General features: G+C 46.3%; 22 protein-coding genes. 3 read left to right on the top strand and 19 right to left on the bottom strand.

Annotated features, from left to right (window positions below; translation table 11 throughout):
- Nucleotides 1–64: 64 nt before the first annotated feature.
- From RF679_RS09065 to RF679_RS08990, 17 genes are all read right to left on the bottom strand, one after another.
- Nucleotides 65–1,792 (bottom strand): DUF4214 domain-containing protein, encoded by a 1,728-nt coding sequence (locus RF679_RS09065; protein WP_309483881.1) that lies wholly within the window; start codon nucleotides 1,790–1,792, stop codon nucleotides 65–67.
- A 254-nt stretch (nucleotides 1,793–2,046) separates the two neighbouring features.
- Entirely contained in the window at nucleotides 2,047–2,832 is a 786-nt protein-coding gene (locus RF679_RS09060) for a TrmH family RNA methyltransferase (protein ID WP_309483880.1), read from the bottom strand.
- Nucleotides 2,829–3,461 carry a ribonuclease HII gene (rnhB, locus tag RF679_RS09055; protein ID WP_309483879.1) on the bottom strand — a complete coding sequence of 211 codons (633 nt, stop codon included), beginning with the start codon at nucleotides 3,459–3,461 and terminating at the stop codon, nucleotides 2,829–2,831. The genes RF679_RS09060 and rnhB overlap by 4 nt, the downstream gene beginning before the upstream one ends.
- The gene (locus RF679_RS09050) at nucleotides 3,458–3,670 is read right to left on the bottom strand and encodes a glutaredoxin family protein (RefSeq protein WP_373921750.1); all 213 of its coding nucleotides are present in this window, start codon (nucleotides 3,668–3,670) and stop codon (nucleotides 3,458–3,460) included. Before RF679_RS09050 ends, rnhB begins: the two co-directional genes overlap by 4 nt.
- Nucleotides 3,671–3,948: 278 nt before the next feature.
- Nucleotides 3,949–5,478 (bottom strand): DegQ family serine endoprotease, encoded by a 1,530-nt coding sequence (locus RF679_RS09045; RefSeq protein WP_309483877.1) that lies wholly within the window; start codon nucleotides 5,476–5,478, stop codon nucleotides 3,949–3,951.
- Between the two features lie 23 nt (nucleotides 5,479–5,501).
- A complete protein-coding gene (locus tag RF679_RS09040) occupies nucleotides 5,502–6,515 on the bottom strand; it encodes a MucB/RseB C-terminal domain-containing protein (RefSeq protein WP_309483876.1) in 1,014 nt (337 codons plus the stop codon).
- A gap of 3 nt (nucleotides 6,516–6,518) precedes the next feature.
- Nucleotides 6,519–7,250: a sigma-E factor negative regulatory protein gene (locus RF679_RS09035; protein WP_309483875.1), complete on the bottom strand. Its 732-nt coding sequence runs from the start codon at nucleotides 7,248–7,250 to the stop codon at nucleotides 6,519–6,521.
- An 89-nt stretch (nucleotides 7,251–7,339) separates the two neighbouring features.
- Nucleotides 7,340–7,942, bottom strand: a complete 603-nt coding sequence (gene rpoE / locus RF679_RS09030) for an RNA polymerase sigma factor RpoE (protein ID WP_309483874.1) — start codon at nucleotides 7,940–7,942, stop codon at nucleotides 7,340–7,342.
- Between the two features lie 97 nt (nucleotides 7,943–8,039).
- Nucleotides 8,040–8,504, bottom strand: coding sequence for a protein YgfX (locus RF679_RS18905; protein WP_373921764.1), 465 nt, complete (start codon nucleotides 8,502–8,504; stop codon nucleotides 8,040–8,042).
- A gap of 76 nt (nucleotides 8,505–8,580) precedes the next feature.
- A complete protein-coding gene (gene fabF, locus RF679_RS09025; protein ID WP_309483873.1) occupies nucleotides 8,581–9,822 on the bottom strand; it encodes a beta-ketoacyl-ACP synthase II in 1,242 nt (413 codons plus the stop codon).
- Between the two features lie 37 nt (nucleotides 9,823–9,859).
- Complete coding sequence (gene acpP / locus RF679_RS09020; protein ID WP_186915376.1) at nucleotides 9,860–10,099, bottom strand: acyl carrier protein; 240 nt, start codon at nucleotides 10,097–10,099, stop codon at nucleotides 9,860–9,862.
- A 130-nt stretch (nucleotides 10,100–10,229) separates the two neighbouring features.
- Complete coding sequence (gene fabG / locus RF679_RS09015) at nucleotides 10,230–10,982, bottom strand: 3-oxoacyl-ACP reductase FabG (RefSeq protein WP_309483872.1); 753 nt, start codon at nucleotides 10,980–10,982, stop codon at nucleotides 10,230–10,232.
- Between the two features lie 90 nt (nucleotides 10,983–11,072).
- Nucleotides 11,073–12,014 carry an ACP S-malonyltransferase gene (gene fabD, locus RF679_RS09010; RefSeq protein WP_309483871.1) on the bottom strand — a complete coding sequence of 314 codons (942 nt, stop codon included), beginning with the start codon at nucleotides 12,012–12,014 and terminating at the stop codon, nucleotides 11,073–11,075.
- 70 nt (nucleotides 12,015–12,084) lie between these two features.
- Nucleotides 12,085–13,071 carry a beta-ketoacyl-ACP synthase III gene (locus tag RF679_RS09005; RefSeq protein WP_309483870.1) on the bottom strand — a complete coding sequence of 329 codons (987 nt, stop codon included), beginning with the start codon at nucleotides 13,069–13,071 and terminating at the stop codon, nucleotides 12,085–12,087.
- Entirely contained in the window at nucleotides 13,068–14,147 is a 1,080-nt protein-coding gene (gene plsX / locus RF679_RS09000) for a phosphate acyltransferase PlsX (RefSeq protein WP_309483869.1), read from the bottom strand. Before plsX ends, RF679_RS09005 begins: the two co-directional genes overlap by 4 nt.
- 328 nt (nucleotides 14,148–14,475) lie before the next feature.
- Nucleotides 14,476–14,658, bottom strand: a complete 183-nt coding sequence (gene rpmF, locus RF679_RS08995) for a 50S ribosomal protein L32 (RefSeq protein ID WP_309483868.1) — start codon at nucleotides 14,656–14,658, stop codon at nucleotides 14,476–14,478.
- 147 nt (nucleotides 14,659–14,805) lie between these two features.
- Nucleotides 14,806–15,336 (bottom strand): YceD family protein, encoded by a 531-nt coding sequence (locus tag RF679_RS08990; RefSeq protein WP_309483867.1) that lies wholly within the window; start codon nucleotides 15,334–15,336, stop codon nucleotides 14,806–14,808.
- 317 nt (nucleotides 15,337–15,653) lie between these two features.
- Here RF679_RS08990 and RF679_RS08985 point away from each other — a divergent pair, with 317 nt between their 5' ends.
- Together RF679_RS08985 and RF679_RS08980 are read left to right on the top strand one after the other, a co-directional pair.
- A complete protein-coding gene (locus tag RF679_RS08985; protein ID WP_309483866.1) occupies nucleotides 15,654–16,259 on the top strand; it encodes a Maf-like protein in 606 nt (201 codons plus the stop codon).
- 72 nt (nucleotides 16,260–16,331) lie between these two features.
- Nucleotides 16,332–17,078: an SAM-dependent methyltransferase gene (locus RF679_RS08980; RefSeq protein ID WP_309483865.1), complete on the top strand. Its 747-nt coding sequence runs from the start codon at nucleotides 16,332–16,334 to the stop codon at nucleotides 17,076–17,078.
- Between the two features lie 91 nt (nucleotides 17,079–17,169).
- Here RF679_RS08980 and RF679_RS08975 read toward each other — a convergent pair whose 3' ends face one another.
- Nucleotides 17,170–17,898: an ABC transporter permease gene (locus RF679_RS08975; RefSeq protein ID WP_309483864.1), complete on the bottom strand. Its 729-nt coding sequence runs from the start codon at nucleotides 17,896–17,898 to the stop codon at nucleotides 17,170–17,172.
- Nucleotides 17,895–18,815, bottom strand: coding sequence for an ATP-binding cassette domain-containing protein (locus tag RF679_RS08970; RefSeq protein WP_309483863.1), 921 nt, complete (start codon nucleotides 18,813–18,815; stop codon nucleotides 17,895–17,897). The genes RF679_RS08975 and RF679_RS08970 overlap by 4 nt, the downstream gene beginning before the upstream one ends.
- A gap of 560 nt (nucleotides 18,816–19,375) precedes the next feature.
- Between RF679_RS08970 and RF679_RS08965 the strand changes: the two genes are divergently transcribed.
- Nucleotides 19,376–21,517, top strand: coding sequence for a hypothetical protein (locus RF679_RS08965; RefSeq protein WP_309483862.1), 2,142 nt, complete (start codon nucleotides 19,376–19,378; stop codon nucleotides 21,515–21,517).
- Nucleotides 21,518–21,666: the final 149 nt, after the last annotated feature.

The raw sequence follows: 21,666 nt of genomic DNA, 5'->3' as shown, positions 1-21,666 counted from the left end.
ATTGGGCTTTTTATTGTTTGGCTTTTGAGGTTCGCAATTCACACTCAAACCAGAAGCTAAAACCCTACAGTGCGAAATCCATATCGCTTATACCGATCAATTTCAATGCAGCTTGAGTATCTGTCGGGGTGACCGCCTCAGAAATCAATACCGCTTTCGTGTATGTTTCTTCTGGCGTCAAATAGCTGAGGCCTTGATCTAATGCGAAGAATTTTCCAACAGTGAACTTATTATCGAGTAGATCAGCCACAAATCCATAATCCGCTTTGCCTTTGAAACTATGCGCCGCGTTAAGTATTGTGTCGATCAAAGTTCCACGTGTTTCGGCGCCCTTAGTACCTGCTGGCAGACTCAAAGCATTAGTCCAATAATTTAAACCTTCCTGATCTACTTCATTGCGACCAAGAACGTTTTTGTAGATAGTTCGCACGAAAGTCTCATTCGTCATTGATGAAGAATAACCCGTCAATGCACTGAACATAGAACTGACTGCGATAAAGTAAAACGATTCACCAATCTTCTCAATCGTTGCACCGTTTTTATATTGCGTCATCCAATATGCCATGCCGCCGCCATCGGGAACGCGATTAAAGTAAGCGATATAGAGTTCTACGATTTTCTGTACTGTCGCGGCTGGTAAGGTACGAGCGATTTCTGCTGCGGTCGTATCAACAATCATGTCGTTGAATTGAATCGTCTCAACACCAGTCAATTTGTCGACGTTCGTTTTCAAGACTTGATCGGCAATCGAAAGAACGGTCTTACCATTCGCGTCGACAGATTTACTCATTTGCACTTGAAGGCGTGACCCTGCGAGTTTGACCGTATCGACACCGGCTCCACCATCAATCTGATTGGGCTCGTTGTTGAGAACGACACTGTCATTAAATGCTGTACCAATTACATTCTCTATCTTTGCATCAAACGCGACTGACAAATTATCTTTCGCCAAAACCTTTGTTGGCAGCATACCAAAAGAAGAGTTAGCACCTGGCGTCAAATCGAGTTTTGCACCAGTTGTGACATTCGAAACGTTAATGGTATCAACACCACCATCGTCAACGATCAGCTTCAAAACTGCGCCGTCACTATCAGAATACACGTAGGTGTCATCACCGAGCTTGTACTCAACTTTACCGTACAAATACCGCAGTGCTAGAACGTCAAATTTTCCAAAGTAGTCGCGCTCTTGTTTTTGAGGACCAGAGATATAAGACATAATCGAAACCAGAGTTGTATCTTCACTGCTCGCAAGATAATTCCCTTTCTGGTTGGACGATCCGGAGAATCCATTGTAGTCGCCTGGATGTTTGAGCCCAAGTGCATGTCCAATTTCATGAATAAGCGTCGCGTAGTTTTGTTCTCCAGGAACGAAGTCGGTAAGGCCTCCAACATCGTAACCGTTCAAATAGACAGACGCGAAAACTGGAATTTGGACCTGAGTTTCACCCAAGCTATCTTTTTGGTAGCTATTTCCAAAACGAATAACGCCGGTTTCACCTTTTGCTTCATCCTTTTCGACAAATGTAATACCAACCTGGGATGAAATTGTCTTCAATATTTCGCGCGTCGCGATTCTTTGCTGCTCTGTGAATTGCGAATATCCATTCGGATCACCTGGCGCAGGTTTATCAAACCCTAAGAAAGTGAAACTGTACGTCAGGGTTACAGCCTCACCGGGCTTGCTCCAACGTTTGCTCAAGTCGTACAGCATCACGTCGATGCGATAATCTCCTGTGTAAGGATAAGCGATAACCGTTTTCGGTTGATAAGGAATCGTCGAACTAGCCATTTGAAATCACTGCCTCTATGAACTATTTTAGGAATATATTTAATACACAATCTTACAAAGTGTATTTTTTACAACAAGCTTGAATTGTATCTCGATTGTGCTCGAAAAATGATAGCAGAGTGATACTTTCATTAAAATTTTGCAGACAATTAAACACAATCCGAATGAACACTCAACTCCAAACACCAAATTCGCTCAACATCATGCAAAAGCTTTTTCCATGAAGAAAATAGTAGGTCGAAGAACTCGAGATTTCAAAGAAGTTTTTGCCGAACCTGTTCGAAAAAACAAATCGCGGCACTTGCCGCCACGTTGAGAGATTCGATCTGGGGTTGCTGGGGAATGGTGACAGTGGTTGTTGCCAATTCCATCAATTCAGGAGACACGCCCTGTCCTTCGTGGCCGAAAAGCCAAGCGATCGGATGCTTTAGATCCGCGTGATAGATCGTCGTCTCTGTGTGGGAGCTCGTAGCAAGCACTCGAACCTTCGCGCTCGCAATCAAGCTTTTGAGATCTACACCTTCAAAAATATCGATCACGAAATGTGCTCCCATACCAGCACGCAACACTTTAGGCGACCATGCGGCTGCACTGCCTTCACTGCAAAAAACTTGCTTGATCCCCGCCGCTGCGGCACTGCGCAGTATGGAACCAAGATTGCCAGGGTCTTGAAGGCCATCCAGCAACACCGCATCAGCATTAAGCACGTCGGGAGCTTGCAAGCAAGGTATCGGCACGACGAAACAAAGACCAACGCCGTTTTCAACTTGGCTAATCGCGTTGTATAAGGCATCAGTCAAAACAATGACATTCGCGTGCTGCTCCTCAAGCCTGCTAACGATAGTATGAACTTCTTGATTGTGCAAACTCGATTCTGCGAGCACACATTGTTGCGGCACACCACGGTGCTGTAAGTAAGCGGTGCACAAATGTGTGCCATCCAACAAAGACAAGCCACTCTTTCTGCGCGCACTGGCGCTGCTGGCCAATTGTTTAAGTTCTTTGTAGAGCGCGTTTTCACGCGAGCTAATTTGTTTCATACCTTGTCTTTCAGGAGCGCCTTCACTGGTGCATATGATTTTCTGTGGATCGGCGAGACACCGAATGCTCGCAATCGCTCTAAGTGCAAAGCGGTCGGGTAGCCTTTGTGTTGGTCCAATGCGTACTGAGGATACTGTTCATGCAGCCGCGCTAGGAGATGGTCTCGTGCAGTTTTCGCTAAGATCGACGCGGCCGAAATCGCCGGAACTTTGTCGTCACCCTTAACAATAGCCTCCGATCGAACAGGCATCACTGGACAACGATTGCCGTCAATCAAAGCGAGACTTGGTTGTATTTTGAGTCCTTCGACTGCACGACGCATCGCCAGCATCGTCGCTTGCAAAATATTGAGCTCATCTATCTCTTGCTCCGAGCACTCGGCAATCGACCAAGCTAAGGCTTTTTCTTTGATCTCGATGGCTAAGGCATCACGCTGTGCCTCGCTGAGCTTCTTCGAATCGCGCAATCCATCAATCGGATTATTGGGGTCCAAAATCACAGCTGCTGCCGTAACTGGACCAGCTAGAGGTCCTCGCCCGGCTTCATCAACACCGCAAATCAACTCATCGTCATAGTCAAAAAGAGACAAACTTTGTGGCGCTGGGCTGTTTATTTTTTTGCTGGTCATGATTGGGACAATCGATAGGCAGTAAGCTTGTCACAATCGAGAAAATAGTGACATAACTGATGAGCTTGTCCATGCGCATCGATAGCACAAAGCACCGGCACAAGCTCATCATATTGTTCGAGTAATTCTTCATTCCCATCGAGATCGATATCGATCATTTCGATATTATGTTCTGCGCCACTCAACTCCGCACGAAGCTGCTCCAACATGTCATGGCACAAGTGACAATAACTACGTGAATAGAGAGTGAATCGCAACATTGAAAAAAATCGAGAATTTCGTAAGGTTTGTAAATCATTCGAATCCTAGGATTATCCCAGATTTTCGAGAGCTAGCCTATCGGGTGGTTACGATCACTATATTTGTAGTTCTAGGTTGCAGTTCCTCTTCAAGATCCGTCGGCATCTACCTGAAGAGCCTATAAAAAAGCGCGATGCTTTGACACATCGCGCTTTCGAGTTGGCTTAATAGTCTTAACTTACGACATTTACTGCACCGGTCTAATCACAACGAACTGCGATGATTGACCAGATCGAACTAACAGCACAACAGGTTTCTTAGAATCGAGCTTAGAGGCCAACAATTCGAACTGTTTTGCATCCTTCACATCGACATTATTCATCATCAAGATCACATCACCTGGTCGCAAACCACTCAAAGCAGCAGCGCCCTCGACACTTTCAATGACGACACCGGAGGCATTTGGAACAGCACGTTTTTGCGCCTCTGTGAGATCAGAAACGGTCACCCCAATGACGTTTGAAGTCGAATCCTTCTTGGATTTCTTATCAGCCTTAGCAGCCGCATTATCCGGCTCCGCTTGTCCAACGACGACTGTCATTTCTTTTTGAGCTCCCTTTCGCCAGATGGTTATGGTCGCCTTAGTACCAGGCTTAGTACCACCCACAATGCGGGGTAAATCAGAGCGTTTCTCAACCGCTGCCCCGTTGAATTTCAAGATGACGTCTCCGTCCTGTAGACCAGCTTTGTCGGCTGGACCACCGGCCTCAACTCGCGCAATCAAAGCGCCCTGTGGTTTCGGCAATCCTAAAGACTCAGCCACTTCCTTACTGAGATCGCCCACTTCCACTCCAAGACGGCCACGTGAGACGGTACCGGTAGTTTTGAGCTGATCAACCACACGCATGGCTTCATCGATTGGTATTGCAAACGAGATACCCATGTAGCCACCAGAACGACTATAAATTTGCGAGTTGATACCAATGACCTCACCACGCATATTGATCAATGGTCCACCTGAATTACCTGGATTCACCGCCACATCGGTCTGGATCAAAGGTAAGAAGTCTCCGGTGTCGCGCGCTTTGGAAGAAATGATCCCCGCAGTCACTGTATTATCGAGGTCAAACGGTGACCCAATCGCAATCACCCATTCACCTGCGCGAATCTTGTCCGAGTCGCCGATACGAATCGTTGGCAACTTCGACCCATCAATCTTCAATACAGCAACGTCAGTACGGCGATCACTACCAATCACTTTGGCTTTGAATTCACGCTTGTCATTGAGCTTGACGTACACCTCAGACGCACCATCAACCACATGTGTATTGGTTAACACGTAACCGTCTTGCGAGACGATAAAACCTGAGCCGACGCCACGTGGTACTTCTTGCTCCAATTGTTTCGGAGCTTGGCGCCGATTGCGTGGATTAGGTTGAGTTGGTGCTGGTATGCCAAAAAAACGTCGCAAAAACTCTTGTGCCTGATCGTCTTCAGCAAACGGATCGGACTGCATTTGCGAAATTTTTTGGGTCGTTCGGATATTCACCACAGCAGGACTAGTTTTGTCGACCAACTGAGTAAAGTCTGGAAGTCCCGTTACAAGAACAGGTGCCTGGTTCGCCGATTCGCTCTGCAAGCTCGACGGAACTTGTGCTTTGGCATCGTAGGAGGATCCGAAATAGCTGATCCCCGCAAAGACTGAGGCACTAATTAAGAGAGAAGAAATTAAGATAGAAAGATGTTTTTGAATTGGAAAAGATCGAACATGTTTCATGTTATCACCATCAAATTTTTACCCTATTTTTTCGATTGAATAGAACTCACGACTTGCTTAATTGCGGCTGCTGGGACCTCACCAACCACGGTAATCCAATAATCTCCATGACGCTTACCTGTAATCGTCATAGCTCCTTGCTGCAAACTTCCCTCTGTCCGATCTCCGCTGTTCGGTTCAATAAAGACTGAAAAGGTCGACAAGCCATCGGAGAACATCATCTGAACGACCTCATTCAATCTTGACACTCCGTTATCTGCATCAGCCGCAGAGCCTGACATAGGTATGAATCGACGAGTTTCAAGTGTCTTTTTATAACCCGCTGGCAAAGTTTTCACTGACCAGCCTGAATTAACGTTAGCTTTTACTGTCAAATATTCAGTTTTCCAAGAATTCGTACCGGCGTAACTCGGCTTGATACGTGTCTTATCAATCTCTCCAATGTTGATTTGGGTAAAAGCGATTTGCTCAATCACTTCTTGACGCGCATTCAAAGTCTGAATGCCGAGCAATAAATTGGAATTTTTCTCAACACACAGTCTAAAGCCATAACGCAAGCCATCCTTCGGCTGCAGGCTTAAAACTTGACATTCCGCGCCAGCTACACGACTTATTTGTGCTTTCTTAATAAAGTATGATTGAGGTAAAAGAGAGGCATTTTCACTCAACAATGCAGGGAATTCTTCCTGCGTCAGATTCTTCTCAATCTGAATCAATTTGGCGTCGGGTAAGTAACAACTAACTTCGCCGTTACGACGAATATATTCACGAGGTTTTCCATCCAAGATCTCCAATTTTTCGGCCTCGCCTTCGGCATCAAACGCATGGGTAATTCGAGATGTGCGAATCTGATTACCTTGTTGATACACAAATGTTCCCGAATAATTGAGTCGTTTAGCTGCGGTTTGTGTGGCTTGAAGGATCTTCGAAATCTCTGCCTCTTCTGAAATGCCTTGCGCAGATACAGGCACACTGAAATGTGCCAGCGCGAGACTAAGTAGGAGACAAAAAAACTGCGACAAATGACGCATATTCATCCTTTACTTTTCATTCGTTTCAGGAACAACATTTGCACGTTGAATATGACGAGCACTACTATCAAAGGTTGGCGATACTTTCTGATGTGCTTGCAAGTAGCTGTCGAGACGTGGATCTCTTAACATCTCAACCTGGTTTTCCAATTTTTGGGCGAACTCTGTTTCTTTTGCAGTCTGACTTTTTGATGTATTCCCATTGTTTGCATCGCTTCGCTGAGCGGCATCCTCCAATTGAGTTGAGTCAGGACGTGAATTTGATGCGAGTCGAACGTTATTCGAAAAAGAATCGCTCGATTCATTTTTCGCCATCGAATTCGAATTGATAGATGCAGGATTAAAACTTGCGATGATTTGTGGCGCCATGACAAATGCAACCATCACAGCAGCGGCAATGCTGGTGATGGCCAGATAGCGCGGCGCATTCGCCGCAGCGGGAAGCTCGTGCGTTGGAACTTGCGTGCGCGAATAATTTGACGTGCCGGCTGGCGGCCGCACTAAGATCGGCTCTGAATCGAGAGACTGCATGACTTTCGCACTGAAGTTGGTGCTTAGTGGCGAAGAAAGCTCGTCTGACCGAAGTAAATCGCCGACCATATGGAATTCATTCCAAGTATCGACGAGCACCTCTCGATCTGCGGTTCGTAGTTGCGCAATTAGTTGACTCAGCTGTTCCTCGCTAAGATCGCCATCAACCGCTTGCGACACTTGCTGCTTCAACTTATCCGACGTATCCATTTTAACTTCCCCGATAAAATTCAATAATTTTTGTTTTAGGTTTTATATGTCACACTAATAATTCGAAATTCCAGATCTTGAAACGATATTCACCATCGCTGATCGATTGCCGTTCCAATCAAAGGTCTCAATTTCTCTGCAATTGCTTCCCGTGCACGAAAGATTCGACTTCTCACGGTTCCAATTGGGCACGCCATCACTTCTGCAATTTCGTCGTAACTCAAGCCTTCAATTTCGCGCAATGTAATCGCATTTCTCAGTTCCTCCGGCAAAGACAACATGACCGTATTCACGGTATTCGCGATTTGCTTACTCGCCATTAGAGACTCTGGAGTGTTGATATCTCGCAGTCCTTCGGCATCGTTAAAACTCTCAGCCTCATCCACATCGGAATCGGTCGAAGTAGGAGCTCGCCTTCCTTGCGTCACTAAATAATTTTTAGCTGTGTTAATGCCGATTCGATAAAGCCACGTATAAAAAGCTGAATCACCCCGAAAATTCGCTAAAGCACGGTACGCCTTGATGAAGGCCTCCTGAACGACATCCTCAGCCTCAGCATGATCATGGACGAGCCGAGACACGAGCCTAAATAGTTTCCTTTGATATTTAGAAACTAAAAGCTCAAATGCTCTCTTATCACCCTGTTGAACGCGCTCAACCAGTAATTGATCAATCTCGCGCTCTGTCGTCACGCTTCTTTACCCATTTTCATTATTTTTATGATCTAAAGCTAAGCTATTTTTACCTATGACTGAACGCCAATTTGAAAGTTCATTTTTTCTGTTGATATTATGCAAGATTCGAAGAAGTCTTCGACACCGCATAAAAGATATGATTCTTGAGTAATCTAAACTCTTCTTTACTGAGAGCATCAAAAAGCAGAGGAAGATAGATGCATTTCCCACCATCATCCTTCAATATCAAAATGACTAAATACTCATATACACGACTAGCATACGAAATAACGCATGACCGCTCCCATACAATTTGATTTCCTGCGCCCACTGCTCTGAGAATGAGTTTTGCGTCGCTACAAAATTGAAACTGAAAAGCTTGAGTTAGATGGTCAAAGTAACCTACTGAAAAGTTACGCCAAATGCATATTATTGGGATTGCAATGACTACAAGAGATAGTATGTGCTGTTTCAAGTAAAAGAAATAGAAAGCAATCGCTATCAAAATAACGAATTGCACCAGGATCAGAAATCTGAGCGCAAAAGACGGGCGAATGCGCAACGTGAATGGAGTTTTCATTGCCATGCCTCAAATGAAAAACGCCGCACAAATCGTGCGGCGTTTATTTTAATACAACATGGACTAATTTAGGAAACTAGACCTTGCCAAAAATTAAAGTTCCGTTTGTACCACCAAAACCAAATGAATTTTTCATTGCATATTGGATTGGCATTTCACGTGCGACATTGGCGCAATAATCAAGATCACATTCAGGATCCTGATTAATGATATTGATCGTTGGTGGAGAAATCTGATGATACACAGCGAGAACCGCAAACACAGATTCCAAACCACCAGCGCCACCCAACAAGTGACCAGTCATCGACTTGGTCGAATTGATCGTCATCTTGTAAGCATGGTCACCAAACGCTGCCTTGATCGCATCAGTTTCATTCTTATCGCCGAGCGGCGTAGAAGTACCGTGTGCATTCAAGTAGCTAATTTGATCTGGATTTAAACCTGCGTTTTTCAGGGCACCAATCATACTACGACGTGGACCATCAACCGTCGGCGTCGTGATGTGATAGGCATCACCACTCATTCCGAAGCCTAATACTTCAGCATAAATTCTTGCACCGCGCGCTTTGGCATGCTCGTACTCTTCAAGCACCATGACGCCAGCACCTTCACCCAGGACGAAACCATCGCGGTCTTTGTCCCATGGACGAGATGCAGTTGCAGGATCATCATTACGCGAAGACAAAGCACGTGCAGCCGCGAATCCACCTAATCCAAGAGGAGAGATGGTTGACTCAGCGCCGCCTGCAATCATAACATCAGCATCGCCGTATTCAATCATACGAGCTGCATTACCGATGCAATGCAAACCTGTCGTACAAGCTGTGACGATGGCCAAATTAGGGCCTTTCAATCCATACTTGATCGACAAATTCCCAGAAATCATGTTGATGATAGAAGCGGGAACGAAGAATGGCGTAATGCGACGTGGGCCGCGTTCCATCAATACTTCTTTGGTGTTCTCGATCAGTGGCAAACCACCGATACCAGAACCCACAATCACACCAATGCGATCAGCATTTTCTTCAGTGACTGTGATACCCGAGTCTTGAAAAGCCTGCACCCCTGCAGCAATACCGTAATGGATAAAAGTATCCATGTTACGTGCTTCTTTAGCAGGAATGTAGTCTTCAATATTGAAGCCTTTCACCTCACCAGCAAAGTGGGTAGAGAAAGGTGTTGCATCAAATTTGGTAATCGTAGCGATACCAGATTTACCGGCAATGATTGAGGCCCATGTGTCGGCAATATTATTGCCGACTGGAGACACACAACCTAGACCAGTGATTACAACTCGACGTTTACTCGTGAGGCTCAAGCGTCTCTCCTGGAATTGATAAAGCTATCAGACTGTATTAAGCCTTGACGTGCGCTGTTGCGTAGTCGATCGCTTGTTTTACTGTCGTGATTTTTTCTGCTTGTTCGTCAGGGATTTCCATTTCGAATTCGTCTTCGAGAGCCATTACCAACTCAACTGTGTCGAGAGAGTCTGCGCCCAAATCGTCTACGAAGGAGGATTCAATTTTGATGTCTGCTTCTGGCACACCAAGTTGTTCAGCGACGATTTTCTTAACGCGTTGTTCGATATCGGACATGTATGTCTCCATTTGTGGTTACAGAAAGTGCGCGCATTGTATCAGGTTTGCGCGCAAAAAAAGCATTTTAAGTGCTCAACTCTTATCTCCGCCGAACGTCGGCGAAAAACGATTATTATACATCAAAACCCTAGCACAAATACATGCCACCGTTGACATGCAACGTCGTTCCTGTGATATATCCGGCGCTAGGAGATGCTAAAAATACGGTGGCAGCGGCGATGTCTTCCGGCTGACCTAACTTACCCATAGGAATTTGACCCAAAATGGCATTCTTTTGATCGTCCGTGAGTGCCTTCGTCATATCGGTATCGATAAAGCCTGGAGCGATACAATTCACGGTGATGTTACGGCTACCGATTTCCAAGGCTAATGCGCGACTCATACCCGCCACACCAGCTTTAGCTGCAGCATAGTTCATTTGACCTGGATTACCAGAAGAGCCAACGACTGAGGTGATATTAATAATGCGCCCATGCTTGGCTTTCATCATGCCGCGCAAAACTGCACGTGACAAACGAGCGACTGAATTCAAGTTGGTAGAAATGACATTATCCCAATCATCTTCCTTCATACGCATCGCCAATTGATCTTGGGTGATGCCTGCGTTATTCACCAGAATCGAAAGGCTACCAAACTCTTTTTGAATTTCATCGACCAGAGAAGCACAACGTTCAACGTCATTCACATTAAACATCACGCCCTTACCTGCACCGTCACCAACTTCTTTCAGGTATTCGGAGATAGCCTGCGCGCCCGATTCAGAGGTTGCTGTACCAATCACTTTAGCGCCAGCTTGCGCTAAAGCGACCGCGATCGCTTTACCAATACCACGTGAAGCGCCTGTCACTAAGGCCACTTGATTTTGCAATGCTTGAGTCATTTATTTGTCCTCACTCTTATTATTCTGAAATAATTCTAAAAGCTAATCTGCTTAGATATCTTGGAAAGACCGGCTTGCGCCTTCTATATTTTAAGCATTCAACAATGCCAAGACCTTTTCCAAACTTTCTTGGTCGTAAAATGCCTCACCAACGAGCTCGCCATTGATACGCTTCGTTAAGCCCGCCAAGACCTTACCTGGGCCACATTCAACAACGTGGGTCACCCCCGCCGCTGCAATCGCATTGATGGACTCTACCCAGCGCACCGGACTCGCTGCTTGACGCACCAAGGCATCCTTAATCAAAGCTGGATCAGTTACCACTGCAACATCGACGTTATTGACCAATGGAATGCTTGGCGCGGTAAAGTTCACTGCGGCCAAATAATCACGCAATTGATCAGACGCAGGCTTTAACAGAGAAGAATGGAAAGGCGCAGAAACAGGCAAAGGCAAAGCGCGTTTTGCACCTTTTTCTTTGGCCAATTCACATGCGCGCTCAACTGCAGCTTTTGCACCAGCGATAACAACTTGTGCCGGTGCATTGAAATTGACCGCCTCAACGACAGCTGAAGTCGATGCAGCCGCTTCGGCACATGCAGCGATTACGTCGGCATCACTCAAACCCAAAATTGCAGCCATGCCACCCTGACCGACCGGCACGGCGCTTTGCATTGCTTGAGCACGAAAACGCACCATAGGGACTGCATCCTTAAATGCAATCACACCTGCAGCGACCAAGGCAGTGTATTCACCTAAACTATGACCAGCGACGATACGCGGCGCCTTCCCGCCAGCCGCCAACCATGCACGATAACAAGCAACAGCCGCAGTCAACATCACGGGTTGCGTATTTGTTGTGAGATCCAATTCTTCTTTTGGACCTTCGGCAATCAATTTACCCAAATCCATTTGCAAAGCATCAGATGCTTCTTGCACAGTTTGTTGAACTACAGCATTACCGGCAAAACCATTCAACATGCCAATCGCTTGCGAACCTTGGCCTGGAAAAACAAAAGCAAATTGTGTCATTTTATTTTCTCGACTTATCTATTCTAGTTAGTACGATGTAATTAAACTTATCTCTTTAGACTTCAGCGATTTACATCTTCACTAGAGCTGCGCCCCATGTAAAGCCTCCGCCAACGCCTTCCAGCATGACTGTTTGCCCTGGCTTAACACGACCATCGCGGACCGCAGCATCAAGCGCCAATGGAATTGATGCCGCCGATGTATTGCCGTGCTGATCAACCGTGACCACCAATTTATCCATAGGTAACTGCATTTTTTTAGCAGTACTTTGCATGATGCGAATATTGGCTTGATGCGGAATCAACCAGTCAACTTGATCAGCCGTCATTCCCGCCAACGCCAAAGCCTCGTTAGCCACTTTCTCGAGTACAGTCACAGCCAACTTAAATACGGCCTGTCCATCCATATACAGGAAAGCACTGCCGGCCACGACGCCATTATTAACATGTCCCGGCACACACAATACGTGAGACTGACTGCCATCCGCATGCAATTTAGTCGCCAACACACCAGGCTTATCGGAGCGTGCCATCACAATCGCACCAGCCCCATCTCCGAACAACACACATGTTGTGCGGTCTTCAAAGTTCAGGATGCGAGAGAACACTTCAGCGCCAATGATCAAGACTTTCTCGTGAGTGCCCGATTTAATCATGCTATCAGCCATCGCCATCGCATAAATGAAACCGCTACATACCGCTTGCACGTCAACCGCCGCGCCACCATTCGTAATCCCGAGTTTCTTTTGAACGATACATGCGGTGCTTGGAAAGCCACCAAAGAAATCTGGCGTCGAAGTCGCCAAAATAATCATATCGATATCGTTCGCCTGAAGACCGGCTGCCTCGAGGGCACGCTTCGCCGCCTCGACACCAAGATCACTCGAGTTGACGTCGGCTTCCGCATAATGGCGAGCAGAGATACCACTACGCGAAACAATCCACTCGTCAGACGTCTCAATCCCGCGAGCGGCCAGTTGATCAGCCAATTCCTGATTCGTAACGCGCTTCGGCGGCAGATAACTACCCGTGCCGATAATTTTGCTAAAAAAAGTCATGCGTTTTCTTGTGAGGTCATAGAATTTGAAGCAGAACCACTCGCCTCTTCGGGCGCTGGCATTAGTTCTGCGAGAGAAGTTGAGATGCGCGACATCACATCATTTTTGACCGCGTCAAAAGCACGCTGTATCGCCCATTCGTAACTATACTTGTCAGCACTACCATGGCTCTTAATGACAATCCCGCGCAAACCAAGCAGACTGCCGCCATTGTAGTTGGAAGGATTCATGGTAGTTGAAATGCGCTTAAGCGCCCCGCGTGCAATTAATGCACCAAGGATGTTTAGAGGGTTACTCTTAAAGGCTTCCGTCATCGTCGTTTTTACGAATCGCCCCAAACCCTCAACCGCCTTCAAAGTGACATTCCCAACGAAGCCATCACAAACAACGATATCGGTCGTCCCCTTGAAAATATCATTACCTTCGATGTTGCCATAAAAATTCAGCAGACCACGTTCATGATCTGCACGCAAGAGCTGCGCTGTGCGCTTCACAACATCATTACCCTTGATGTCTTCTTCGCCAACATTGAGCAATCCAACGGTCGGACGCGCCTTCCCTTCCAAGGCACTCACCAAGGCCGAGCCCATAATGGCAAATTGGTGCAAGTGCTGCGGCTCGCAGTCGACATTTGCACCCAGATCCAACATGTACGTCGGCATTTTTTTCTGGTTCGGCAAGATACTGCAAATCGCTGGACGATCGACTCCCGCCATGGTTTTTAACACATAGCGCGAAATCGCCATCAAGGCACCGGTATTTCCAGCGGACACGCAAGCCTGCGCCTCACCATCCTTCACTTTGGTGATCGCAACGCGCATTGATGAGTCTTTTTTCTTACGCAGCGCAATCTCAATCGGATCATCCATTTCCACCGTTTCACTAGCGTGAACGACGGTCATCTGTGGATGATTCAAATAAGAATACTTCCTCAGTTCTGCGTTAAGAATTTCCTCATTTCCAACCAACAAGAACGATACATCCGACTGGCGCGACGCAAACGAGACTGCGGCGGCGACGGTGACTGCCGGGCCGTGATCGCCACCCATACAGTCAATAGAGATTTTTATTGTCATGTAATGTTACTAATTTCCCCACTCCAAGGGCGCTAATCTTATCAAGAATGCGGCAAACATTCACCCGAAATTTACAAAATCAACGGTGAAAATGGGGAAAATTTTGATTAGTTTGAGAATAGTTTAGCAATCCTGCCAAGCAATTCCGACCCTACGCTTTCCCAGAAACCTTCGACTCCACCCATAAGCGGACGGCATTATCAGAGCGAATGCAACTCGAAAAAGTTACATTAAAAACGGAGGACTTATTGAAAAACCATAAAAAAACGGCGTTAGGTACAAGACTCTTAACGCCGCTTTTTTAGCTTACTTACCTACTAAGCCCGAATTACTCGTCGTTCTTAGTTTTCAAAACTTTACGACCACGGTAGAAACCGTTAGGGCTGATGTGGTGACGCAAATGCGCTTCACCAGTTGTTGGCTCGATACCCAACTGTGGTGCAGTCAGAAAATCGTGTGAACGGTGCATACCACGCTTGGATGGTGATTTCTTATTTTGCTGAACGGCCATGATAACTCCTAATACTTCAAAAAATGTTTCTAAAATTTAACACACTTGAATCGACAAGCAAACCTCGTTTGCCTTTCAAGAATCCCTAACAATACTTCGACCTGAGTGTTTTTTCAGAATAATGCCACTAGGTACGCCCATAAATCTTCATTGCAACTTCTTCAGTACAGCGAATGGAGACACTTTACCGCTTGTGCTCGCTGAATCTGCCGCTTCGACATTGTTCGCTGCCTCTGATTGCTTGAATGAACCGACATCAGGGCATACTGCATGTTTGGGCGATTGGGGTATTGCCAGCAACGCTTCGTCCTCAACCACATCCATGATATTGAACGTTTTGCTGCCTACTACTACATCAACCTCGTCATCCTCAAGCATTTCCTCAATTTCATCGGCATGCTCTTCGTTTTTGGCGAGAATCAATTCTGACTGTGAGTCGATCTCAAACTCGAACGGCGTCAGACAACGCTGACACATCAATTCGATTGTGACGCTCACGCTCACAGTTAATTTTGGGTGTCCCAGCTGATTAGTACCACCGGACAAAGACCAATTCACTATGGCATCAGCATTCGCACTTTCGGCCGCCAAACGCGGGAAATCGGCGAGTTTTGCGCTACCCTCTCGTTGCTCTTTTTGCTGGCAAAACGAAAAAGCGTCAATAACTAATGCTTGCATAGGATTTCTAGACCCAGAAAACCTGCGATAATAACAGGATTACACCTTAGTAGTCAAAGGCTTAGCGCGTTTTTAGGAAGTTCTGCGCGATTATTTTCTGGAAATCTTGTCGAATTTTAACATTTATTTAATGAAATCACAATTTCGGTATCTTTCAGTGGTAATTTTCGGCGGTAGTTCTCAGCTCTAGTCAAACATACATGTATTTATATTCTGGAAAAGCAAATCAGAAGCGAACGCGCAAAAAAACCTTTCAAAAGACCAAATCGAATAAGAAAACCTGACTACTTTCATTTCATTCTCTGCGTCCGTCAACCATGCAAAGCACTTTTCAACTCATTCTCGCCTCAAGCTCGCCTTACAGACGCGAACTGCTGGCACGCTTGCAGTTACCATTTACTTCAATTGCACCAGATATCGATGAATCACCGCAAAAAAACGAAGGTCCTGCCGACACCGCGATACGGCTAGCGCGTGAAAAGGCGCAGCACATCGCAGCATCACATACCAATTCCATCGTGATTGGATCTGACCAAGTCGCGACCTTAGACGACCTACAAATTGGCAAGCCAGGCAATCACGAACGAGCGATGGAGCAGTTACGCATAATGCAGGGACGTGAAGTCATTTTTCATACAGCGCTCTGCGTGTTGGATGGACGTAGTAATGTCGACACTCCCAACATTCAAGAGGTCAATAGTCAAACCCGCGTCCGCTTCCGCAGCTTAAGTGAGGCGGAACTCGACGCTTATTTGCGCATCGAGAAGCCTTATGACTGCGCCGGCTCCGCTAAGAACGAAGGCCTTGGCATTGCTTTAATTGAGTCAATCCATAGCGATGATCCGACGTCGCTGACTGGTTTGCCATTGATCGCGCTGACCGACATGCTACGCAATCGAGGCGTACCGTTTTTCGGCACATAAAGCCCCTACCGATTTGATTCACGACCTTATTTAAGCATTGCTTACAACACCTTTTCGACAAAGAATTCATTCATGACCGGCACTTTATTTTTGATTCCCAACACCTTGGGCCAAGATACCAACGATGCGAGTACCCTCACTCAAATTATTCCAGAGTATGTCCAAGACCTGACCGCAAAACTCGACCACTTTGTCGCCGAAAATGCAAAAACTACGCGTGCATTTTTGAAGATGATTCATCAAAAACATCCATTATCGAAACCCTTGCAGGAAATTGAGATTGCCGAATTGAACGTCAACACTCCGCAAGACGCTTTATTAGGCCTATTATCGCCCCTAATGAATGGGCACGATGTCGGTTTGATCTCAGAGGCAGGCGTACCAGCTGTGGCAGATCCTGGTGCCAATCTAGTTCGACTTGCGCATCAAAAGAATATCCCAGTACGGCCTATGGTGGGACCGTCATCGCTACTTCTTGGCCTGATGGCGAGCGGGCTCAACGGCCAGAGTTTTGCGTTCAACGGCTATCTTCCCACCGACGCGGCACAACGCATGAGACGCATTAAAGAATTAGAAGAACGTTCCCGCAAGGAAAAGCAAACACAGCTCCTCATCGAAACACCTTACCGCAACGCTGCGATGTTAGAGGCCTTAGCCAACACCTGCCAAGCCAACACGAGCATTTGCGTTGCTACCGACTTGAGTCTAGCAAGTGAAAAAGTGTGCACCTTAACAGCACAGGATTGGAAGAAACGGCTGGAAAAGAATCAGGCTCCTGACTTTCATAAGAAACCGACAGTATTTCTATTCCTAGCATAGAGGAAAAGCGAGCACTGAGATAACCCGGTCAGCGTGATCAACAGGAAATGATCACGCTAAGTTCAAAAAAATTCGCTGCAGGACTGAGCATTCAACGAAACTCATGTTTTGTTCTCACCAACCAAAAATAGGAAGCCAACAGCAATGCTGCACCGACAAACACCGTGAGCAAAATCGCTTGCTCTCTCATCTCAGGCTTACTGCCATTCATCGCCATCATCGTATAGCTCCAAGGATAATAGATCCAATCCTTGGACTGACCAATCTGCATAATCCCCATCGCCCCAACCACACCAGAAGTCAAGGGAGCTACGATATTCGCAAAGCGCCAGCTCAACCAATGCTGAAAAAGAAGAACGGGTGCGCAAGTAAAAGTGAGCATGGTGATTGCATTCGCAAAGGAAAATTGATAGGCACCCTCCGTCGAGATTCCTGTCCATGCCAGGATTTGGATCGCTAAAGCCCCAAAAGCGAACAAAGCGATGTTGGACAACAAGACAAATGTAAAAGCAAGCGCCAGTTTCGCCGTATAGAGTTGATTTGAGGATATAGGCAAACTCAACATCACCCGCCAAGTCGAATTCTTATGTTCATTCCCATTAAGGAGTGCAGTGACAAGGGCAATATACAGCGGGAACATGAAGTAAGACCATAGCCCTGTAATGCCCATCCAAAACATATTCCATGGTGGCGGATGCTTACTCTTCAGTTGAATCAAAAAATTCAAAGCGACCACCATGAGTGGGCAAACAAACGCCATCATGAGAGCCAATGAGCGGCGCACTTTCAAGAGCTCAATTCGGTATAGGCGCAAGATCATATAGCCTCCGTTTGCTTGGTTTTCATTTGCTGTGTGAACCACTGTTCCAAGCTCACACTTTCAAAGTAAGACGTCTGCAGCCGAACGCCTGCATTCACCAAAAATTGATGCAGCTGCCAACTTTCGTAATTCATCAACTTTTTCACACGAACACGTGTCTCTGAAACTTTCGTCACCTCGCAACCAAGTTCACGCAACACATCAAAAGCCTGCTGCCCCTGACTGGTCTCGATCACCAAATCTGCCTTCGAAGCCCGACGGAACTGATCTAAGCTCGACGAAAATTGGGCAACTCCCCCGCGTAACAAGGCCATATGCGTAGCGACTTTTTCGACCTCATCGAGCTGATGGCTAGATACAAAAACGGTGGTGCCTGTCTGCTCGGGCAAGCTTTGGATCAAACTTCGAATTTCTTGAATTCCACTTGGGTCTAAGCCATTGGTGGGTTCATCCAACACCAAGAGCTTCGGTTGTCCCATCAATGCATGACCAAGAGCAAGACGTTGCTTCATACCGAGCGAATATTTCCCAATCAAAACCCTCTCAGCGTATTTCATTCCCACCAAATTCAATACGCGATCAATTTCGCTCTTTGGCAAATCCTTGATACAACGCGCGATCTCCAAAAACTCACGTGCATTTAAATTCGGATATGCACTGGGAGAGTCGACCAAGCATCCGACATCACGCAAACTTTCTGTTTTGTTTTTTTGGACGGCGGATCCGAACAAGCGAATTTCGCCACGATCCATCTTCGCCAAGCCTAATAGCAAGCGTATTGCAGTGGACTTGCCCTCACCATTATTTCCAAGAAAAGCAAACACACTTCTCTCGGGAACCAGCAAATCAAGTCCACGCAAGACATGCTGATTTCCGTAGTATTTATGCACACCTTGAAACTGTAAAGCCCACGTCATATCGCCTCCATCCAAATCCTATTTCATTCGATTGAAACCATCGCATACATCGTTCAATCTGTAGATCAGTATTCATTGCAAGATACTTTATCAAGAGATGAATGAAAGCCACCTGCCTTGCGATGAAACCTTAGAAAACCGTGATGAAACAAGAGTCTGATCACATCAAAAAAAAGCCCAATCATTTTGAAAGACTGTAAGGCCACAAAAAAAATCGGCAATCGATGCACTCTTTACGAAAAAAATAATTCACAGTTAGCGCTCATGCACATCATCAAATTCATGTGCATCGAACGTTCGAAAATGAGGAATTATTTTCACGCAATCGAGATAAAACGAAGTTATCAACCATTCATTTCCGCAAGGGAATTCGAAGATACAATATATCGTGCAGACTAGTCAAAATGTCGCGCACTTCGTTGTTTTTCCCTGTTTATGACGACTATTTTCCGACAAACTTATTTTCTATACTAGATCCCGCATTAATCAAAATTCAATTCAAATAGGTCAACAAGAACCACGATTAGTGCATATCACACAAAACGAAAAAGGGAGACAAAATGAAATATCCAGTTCAGACAGTACTGGCGTCCATGCTCACGCTCGCATTCGCCACCAGCATTCAGGCAGCAAACAATCACGAGGTTGAAAACTTGACCTTCTTTAGCGGTTACAAAGCATCCAATCCACAAGACGTATTGCGCCAACATGCTGCACGTTTTGGCTTGCCAAGCGACCTGAGCAATCTCGTTTTAACTCGCGTACAAGATTCACTCACAGGTAAGCATTATTACTACCAACAAGTGTTGCGTGGATATCCAGTTGATCGCGCTGAAATTGTTGTGTCCATCAGTAAGACCGGCGAAGTCCAAAAAATCTTTAATGAGACTAAACACATCTCAGCAAAAATGGATGCGGATGCGGTGAATCAGCTCTATGTGAAAAAACGCGTCGACACCGAAAATGCTATGGACCGTGCATGGAACAATATGAAGGTGCAGCACTCGCTGGTCAGTGCACCCAAAGCAGACTTGGTCTGGGTCCCGACAAAAGATGGCGTTCAGTTGGCACATAAAGTCAATATTGCAGCGCAAATGCCAACTGGTGGTTACGTTCAGTTGTTGAATGCACATAGTGGCGAACTCATGAGCTATTACTCGACTTCACTTCCACGTATTGGCAAAAACGGTGATCGCAGTTTTGAGGCTCGCGGCAATTCCTTTGCCCCAACTTTAGATCGTCAACAAGCGATGAGAGAGTTTGCCGCAAAAGGCTCCAGCACAAATTCTCAAAGTCCAAATAGCATCGCGACCCTCGCAACTGTAGCATCTGGCATCAACGGATCTGGTCTTGTGTTTGATCCGGATCCACGTACGGCACTCAAAACAGATAGCCTGACAGACACGTCGGCAGCTAGTGCATTTGATGCTGCCTATTCGACTAAGTCCCTACGTGACCTCACTGTCACCAATGGTGTGTACAAGTTGAGTGGTCCTTACGTGAACATCACCAACATCGAAGCACCTAACACCGCACCAAGCACAACCACGAATGGTGTGTGGACAGCAAAGCGCGGCAACAATGCCTTCGATGACACGAATGTCTACTTTCACCTAGATCAAAACCAACGTTATATTCAATCACTTGGCTTTACTGGCACGAAGTCCATCATTAATCGCCCCTTTAATGTTGATACAGACGGCGTCAACGGTGATGACAATTCGCACTATAGCGGCGGCGCCAACGATTACCTCGCCTTCGGTCATGGCTGCGTAAATGATTCCGAAGATGCAGACGTCATCTTGCATGAATATGGTCATGGCATTCAAGCCAATATCAATTCGAGCTGGAGCGGTGGCGACACTGGTGCGATGGGCGAAGGTTTTGGTGACTACTGGGCTGCCTCATATTCCTACAGCACAGCAAATGGAAAACTTTACCATCCAGAATGGGCATTCAGCTGGGATGGCCATGGCTCTTGCTGGGCCGGCCGCATGTTGAACCGCACTGATGCCAAGTACAACAGCACGAAATCTTACGGCGCTCACACATCTGTGACGGAAGCTGGTGTGACCTTTCAATCTGACGAACTATGGTCTGCACCGTTGTTCCAATCTTTGGTTTCCTTGGTTGCTGCAGGCAAACCACGTGAGAACGTCGATAAGATTATTTTGGAAGCCCACTTTGGTTTAGGTGCCAACATCAAGATGCCAGCAATGGCGACTGCGATCGTGAATGCGGCCAATACTCTGTTCCCATCCGACCCAACTTACGCCAACACCTTCAAAGCGAAGTTCGAAGCGCAAAACATCCTGGCTGCAGTGACTCCACCAGGTGCAACGATGAATGAAACCGAAAGCAATAACACAACTGCGACGGCCAATAACATCGCTACCGCCAACACTCTGGTGAACGGCACAATGAGCGCGAGCACAGACGTCGACTACTTCAAAGTCAGCATTCCAGCTGGTAAAACATTGACGTTGACATTGAAGCCAAACGCGACATCAGACTATGATCTGGAGTTGTACAGCAGTACTGGCACAAAACTGAGTTCAAGCACAAATGGCACTGGCGCGACCGATACCATCACGAATGCAAACACTGGCACAACTGCTAAAGTCGTGTACGCAAAAGTGATTTACTACTCTGGTGGCACGGGTGCAACTAGTGGCAAATACACCTTGAACGCAGCATGGTAAAAATCATTGCTCAGCGCTTAAGCTGACGTCTGATTTCGAGCATAAAAAAATCCCATAGGACGAAAGTTCGATGGGATTTTTCTTTGTCAGCAAACTGTATGTGAGTTTTTGGTAGGAAGAAGAAAGTCCTCTATTCTGGGCTCTTTATT

It is taken from the genome of Undibacterium cyanobacteriorum (genome assembly GCF_031326225.1).
Lineage (GTDB): Bacteria > Pseudomonadota > Gammaproteobacteria > Burkholderiales > Burkholderiaceae_D > Undibacterium > Undibacterium cyanobacteriorum.
Note: the sequence above shows the minus strand (reverse complement) of the source record. Positions and strands in the feature narration are given on the sequence as shown.

Excerpts from the sequence above, each read along its gene's own strand:
- RF679_RS08990 (WP_309483867.1), bottom strand. The coding sequence starts at position 15,336 with ATGCAAGCATTAGTTATTGACGCTTTTTCGTTTTGCCAGCAAAAAGAG.
- RF679_RS08975 (WP_309483864.1), bottom strand. The coding sequence starts at position 17,898 with ATGATCTTGCGCCTATACCGAATTGAGCTCTTGAAAGTGCGCCGCTCA.
- RF679_RS09060 (WP_309483880.1), bottom strand. The coding sequence starts at position 2,832 with ATGAAACAAATTAGCTCGCGTGAAAACGCGCTCTACAAAGAACTTAAA.
- RF679_RS09065 (WP_309483881.1), bottom strand. The coding sequence starts at position 1,792 with ATGGCTAGTTCGACGATTCCTTATCAACCGAAAACGGTTATCGCTTAT.
- RF679_RS08965 (WP_309483862.1), top strand. The coding sequence starts at position 19,376 with ATGAAATATCCAGTTCAGACAGTACTGGCGTCCATGCTCACGCTCGCA.
- rnhB (WP_309483879.1), bottom strand. The coding sequence starts at position 3,461 with ATGACCAGCAAAAAAATAAACAGCCCAGCGCCACAAAGTTTGTCTCTT.
- acpP (WP_186915376.1), bottom strand. The coding sequence starts at position 10,099 with ATGTCCGATATCGAACAACGCGTTAAGAAAATCGTCGCTGAACAACTT.
- RF679_RS09050 (WP_373921750.1), bottom strand. The coding sequence starts at position 3,670 with ATGTTGGAGCAGCTTCGTGCGGAGTTGAGTGGCGCAGAACATAATATC.
- RF679_RS18905 (WP_373921764.1), bottom strand. The coding sequence starts at position 8,504 with ATGAAAACTCCATTCACGTTGCGCATTCGCCCGTCTTTTGCGCTCAGA.
- RF679_RS09035 (WP_309483875.1), bottom strand. The coding sequence starts at position 7,250 with ATGGATACGTCGGATAAGTTGAAGCAGCAAGTGTCGCAAGCGGTTGAT.
- RF679_RS09040 (WP_309483876.1), bottom strand. The coding sequence starts at position 6,515 with ATGAATATGCGTCATTTGTCGCAGTTTTTTTGTCTCCTACTTAGTCTC.
- RF679_RS08970 (WP_309483863.1), bottom strand. The coding sequence starts at position 18,815 with ATGACGTGGGCTTTACAGTTTCAAGGTGTGCATAAATACTACGGAAAT.
- rpmF (WP_309483868.1), bottom strand. The coding sequence starts at position 14,658 with ATGGCCGTTCAGCAAAATAAGAAATCACCATCCAAGCGTGGTATGCAC.
- RF679_RS08985 (WP_309483866.1), top strand. The coding sequence starts at position 15,654 with ATGCAAAGCACTTTTCAACTCATTCTCGCCTCAAGCTCGCCTTACAGA.
- fabG (WP_309483872.1), bottom strand. The coding sequence starts at position 10,982 with ATGACTCAAGCATTGCAAAATCAAGTGGCCTTAGTGACAGGCGCTTCA.
- fabD (WP_309483871.1), bottom strand. The coding sequence starts at position 12,014 with ATGACACAATTTGCTTTTGTTTTTCCAGGCCAAGGTTCGCAAGCGATT.
- RF679_RS08980 (WP_309483865.1), top strand. The coding sequence starts at position 16,332 with ATGACCGGCACTTTATTTTTGATTCCCAACACCTTGGGCCAAGATACC.
- RF679_RS09005 (WP_309483870.1), bottom strand. The coding sequence starts at position 13,071 with ATGACTTTTTTTAGCAAAATTATCGGCACGGGTAGTTATCTGCCGCCG.
- RF679_RS09045 (WP_309483877.1), bottom strand. The coding sequence starts at position 5,478 with ATGAAACATGTTCGATCTTTTCCAATTCAAAAACATCTTTCTATCTTA.
- plsX (WP_309483869.1), bottom strand. The coding sequence starts at position 14,147 with ATGACAATAAAAATCTCTATTGACTGTATGGGTGGCGATCACGGCCCG.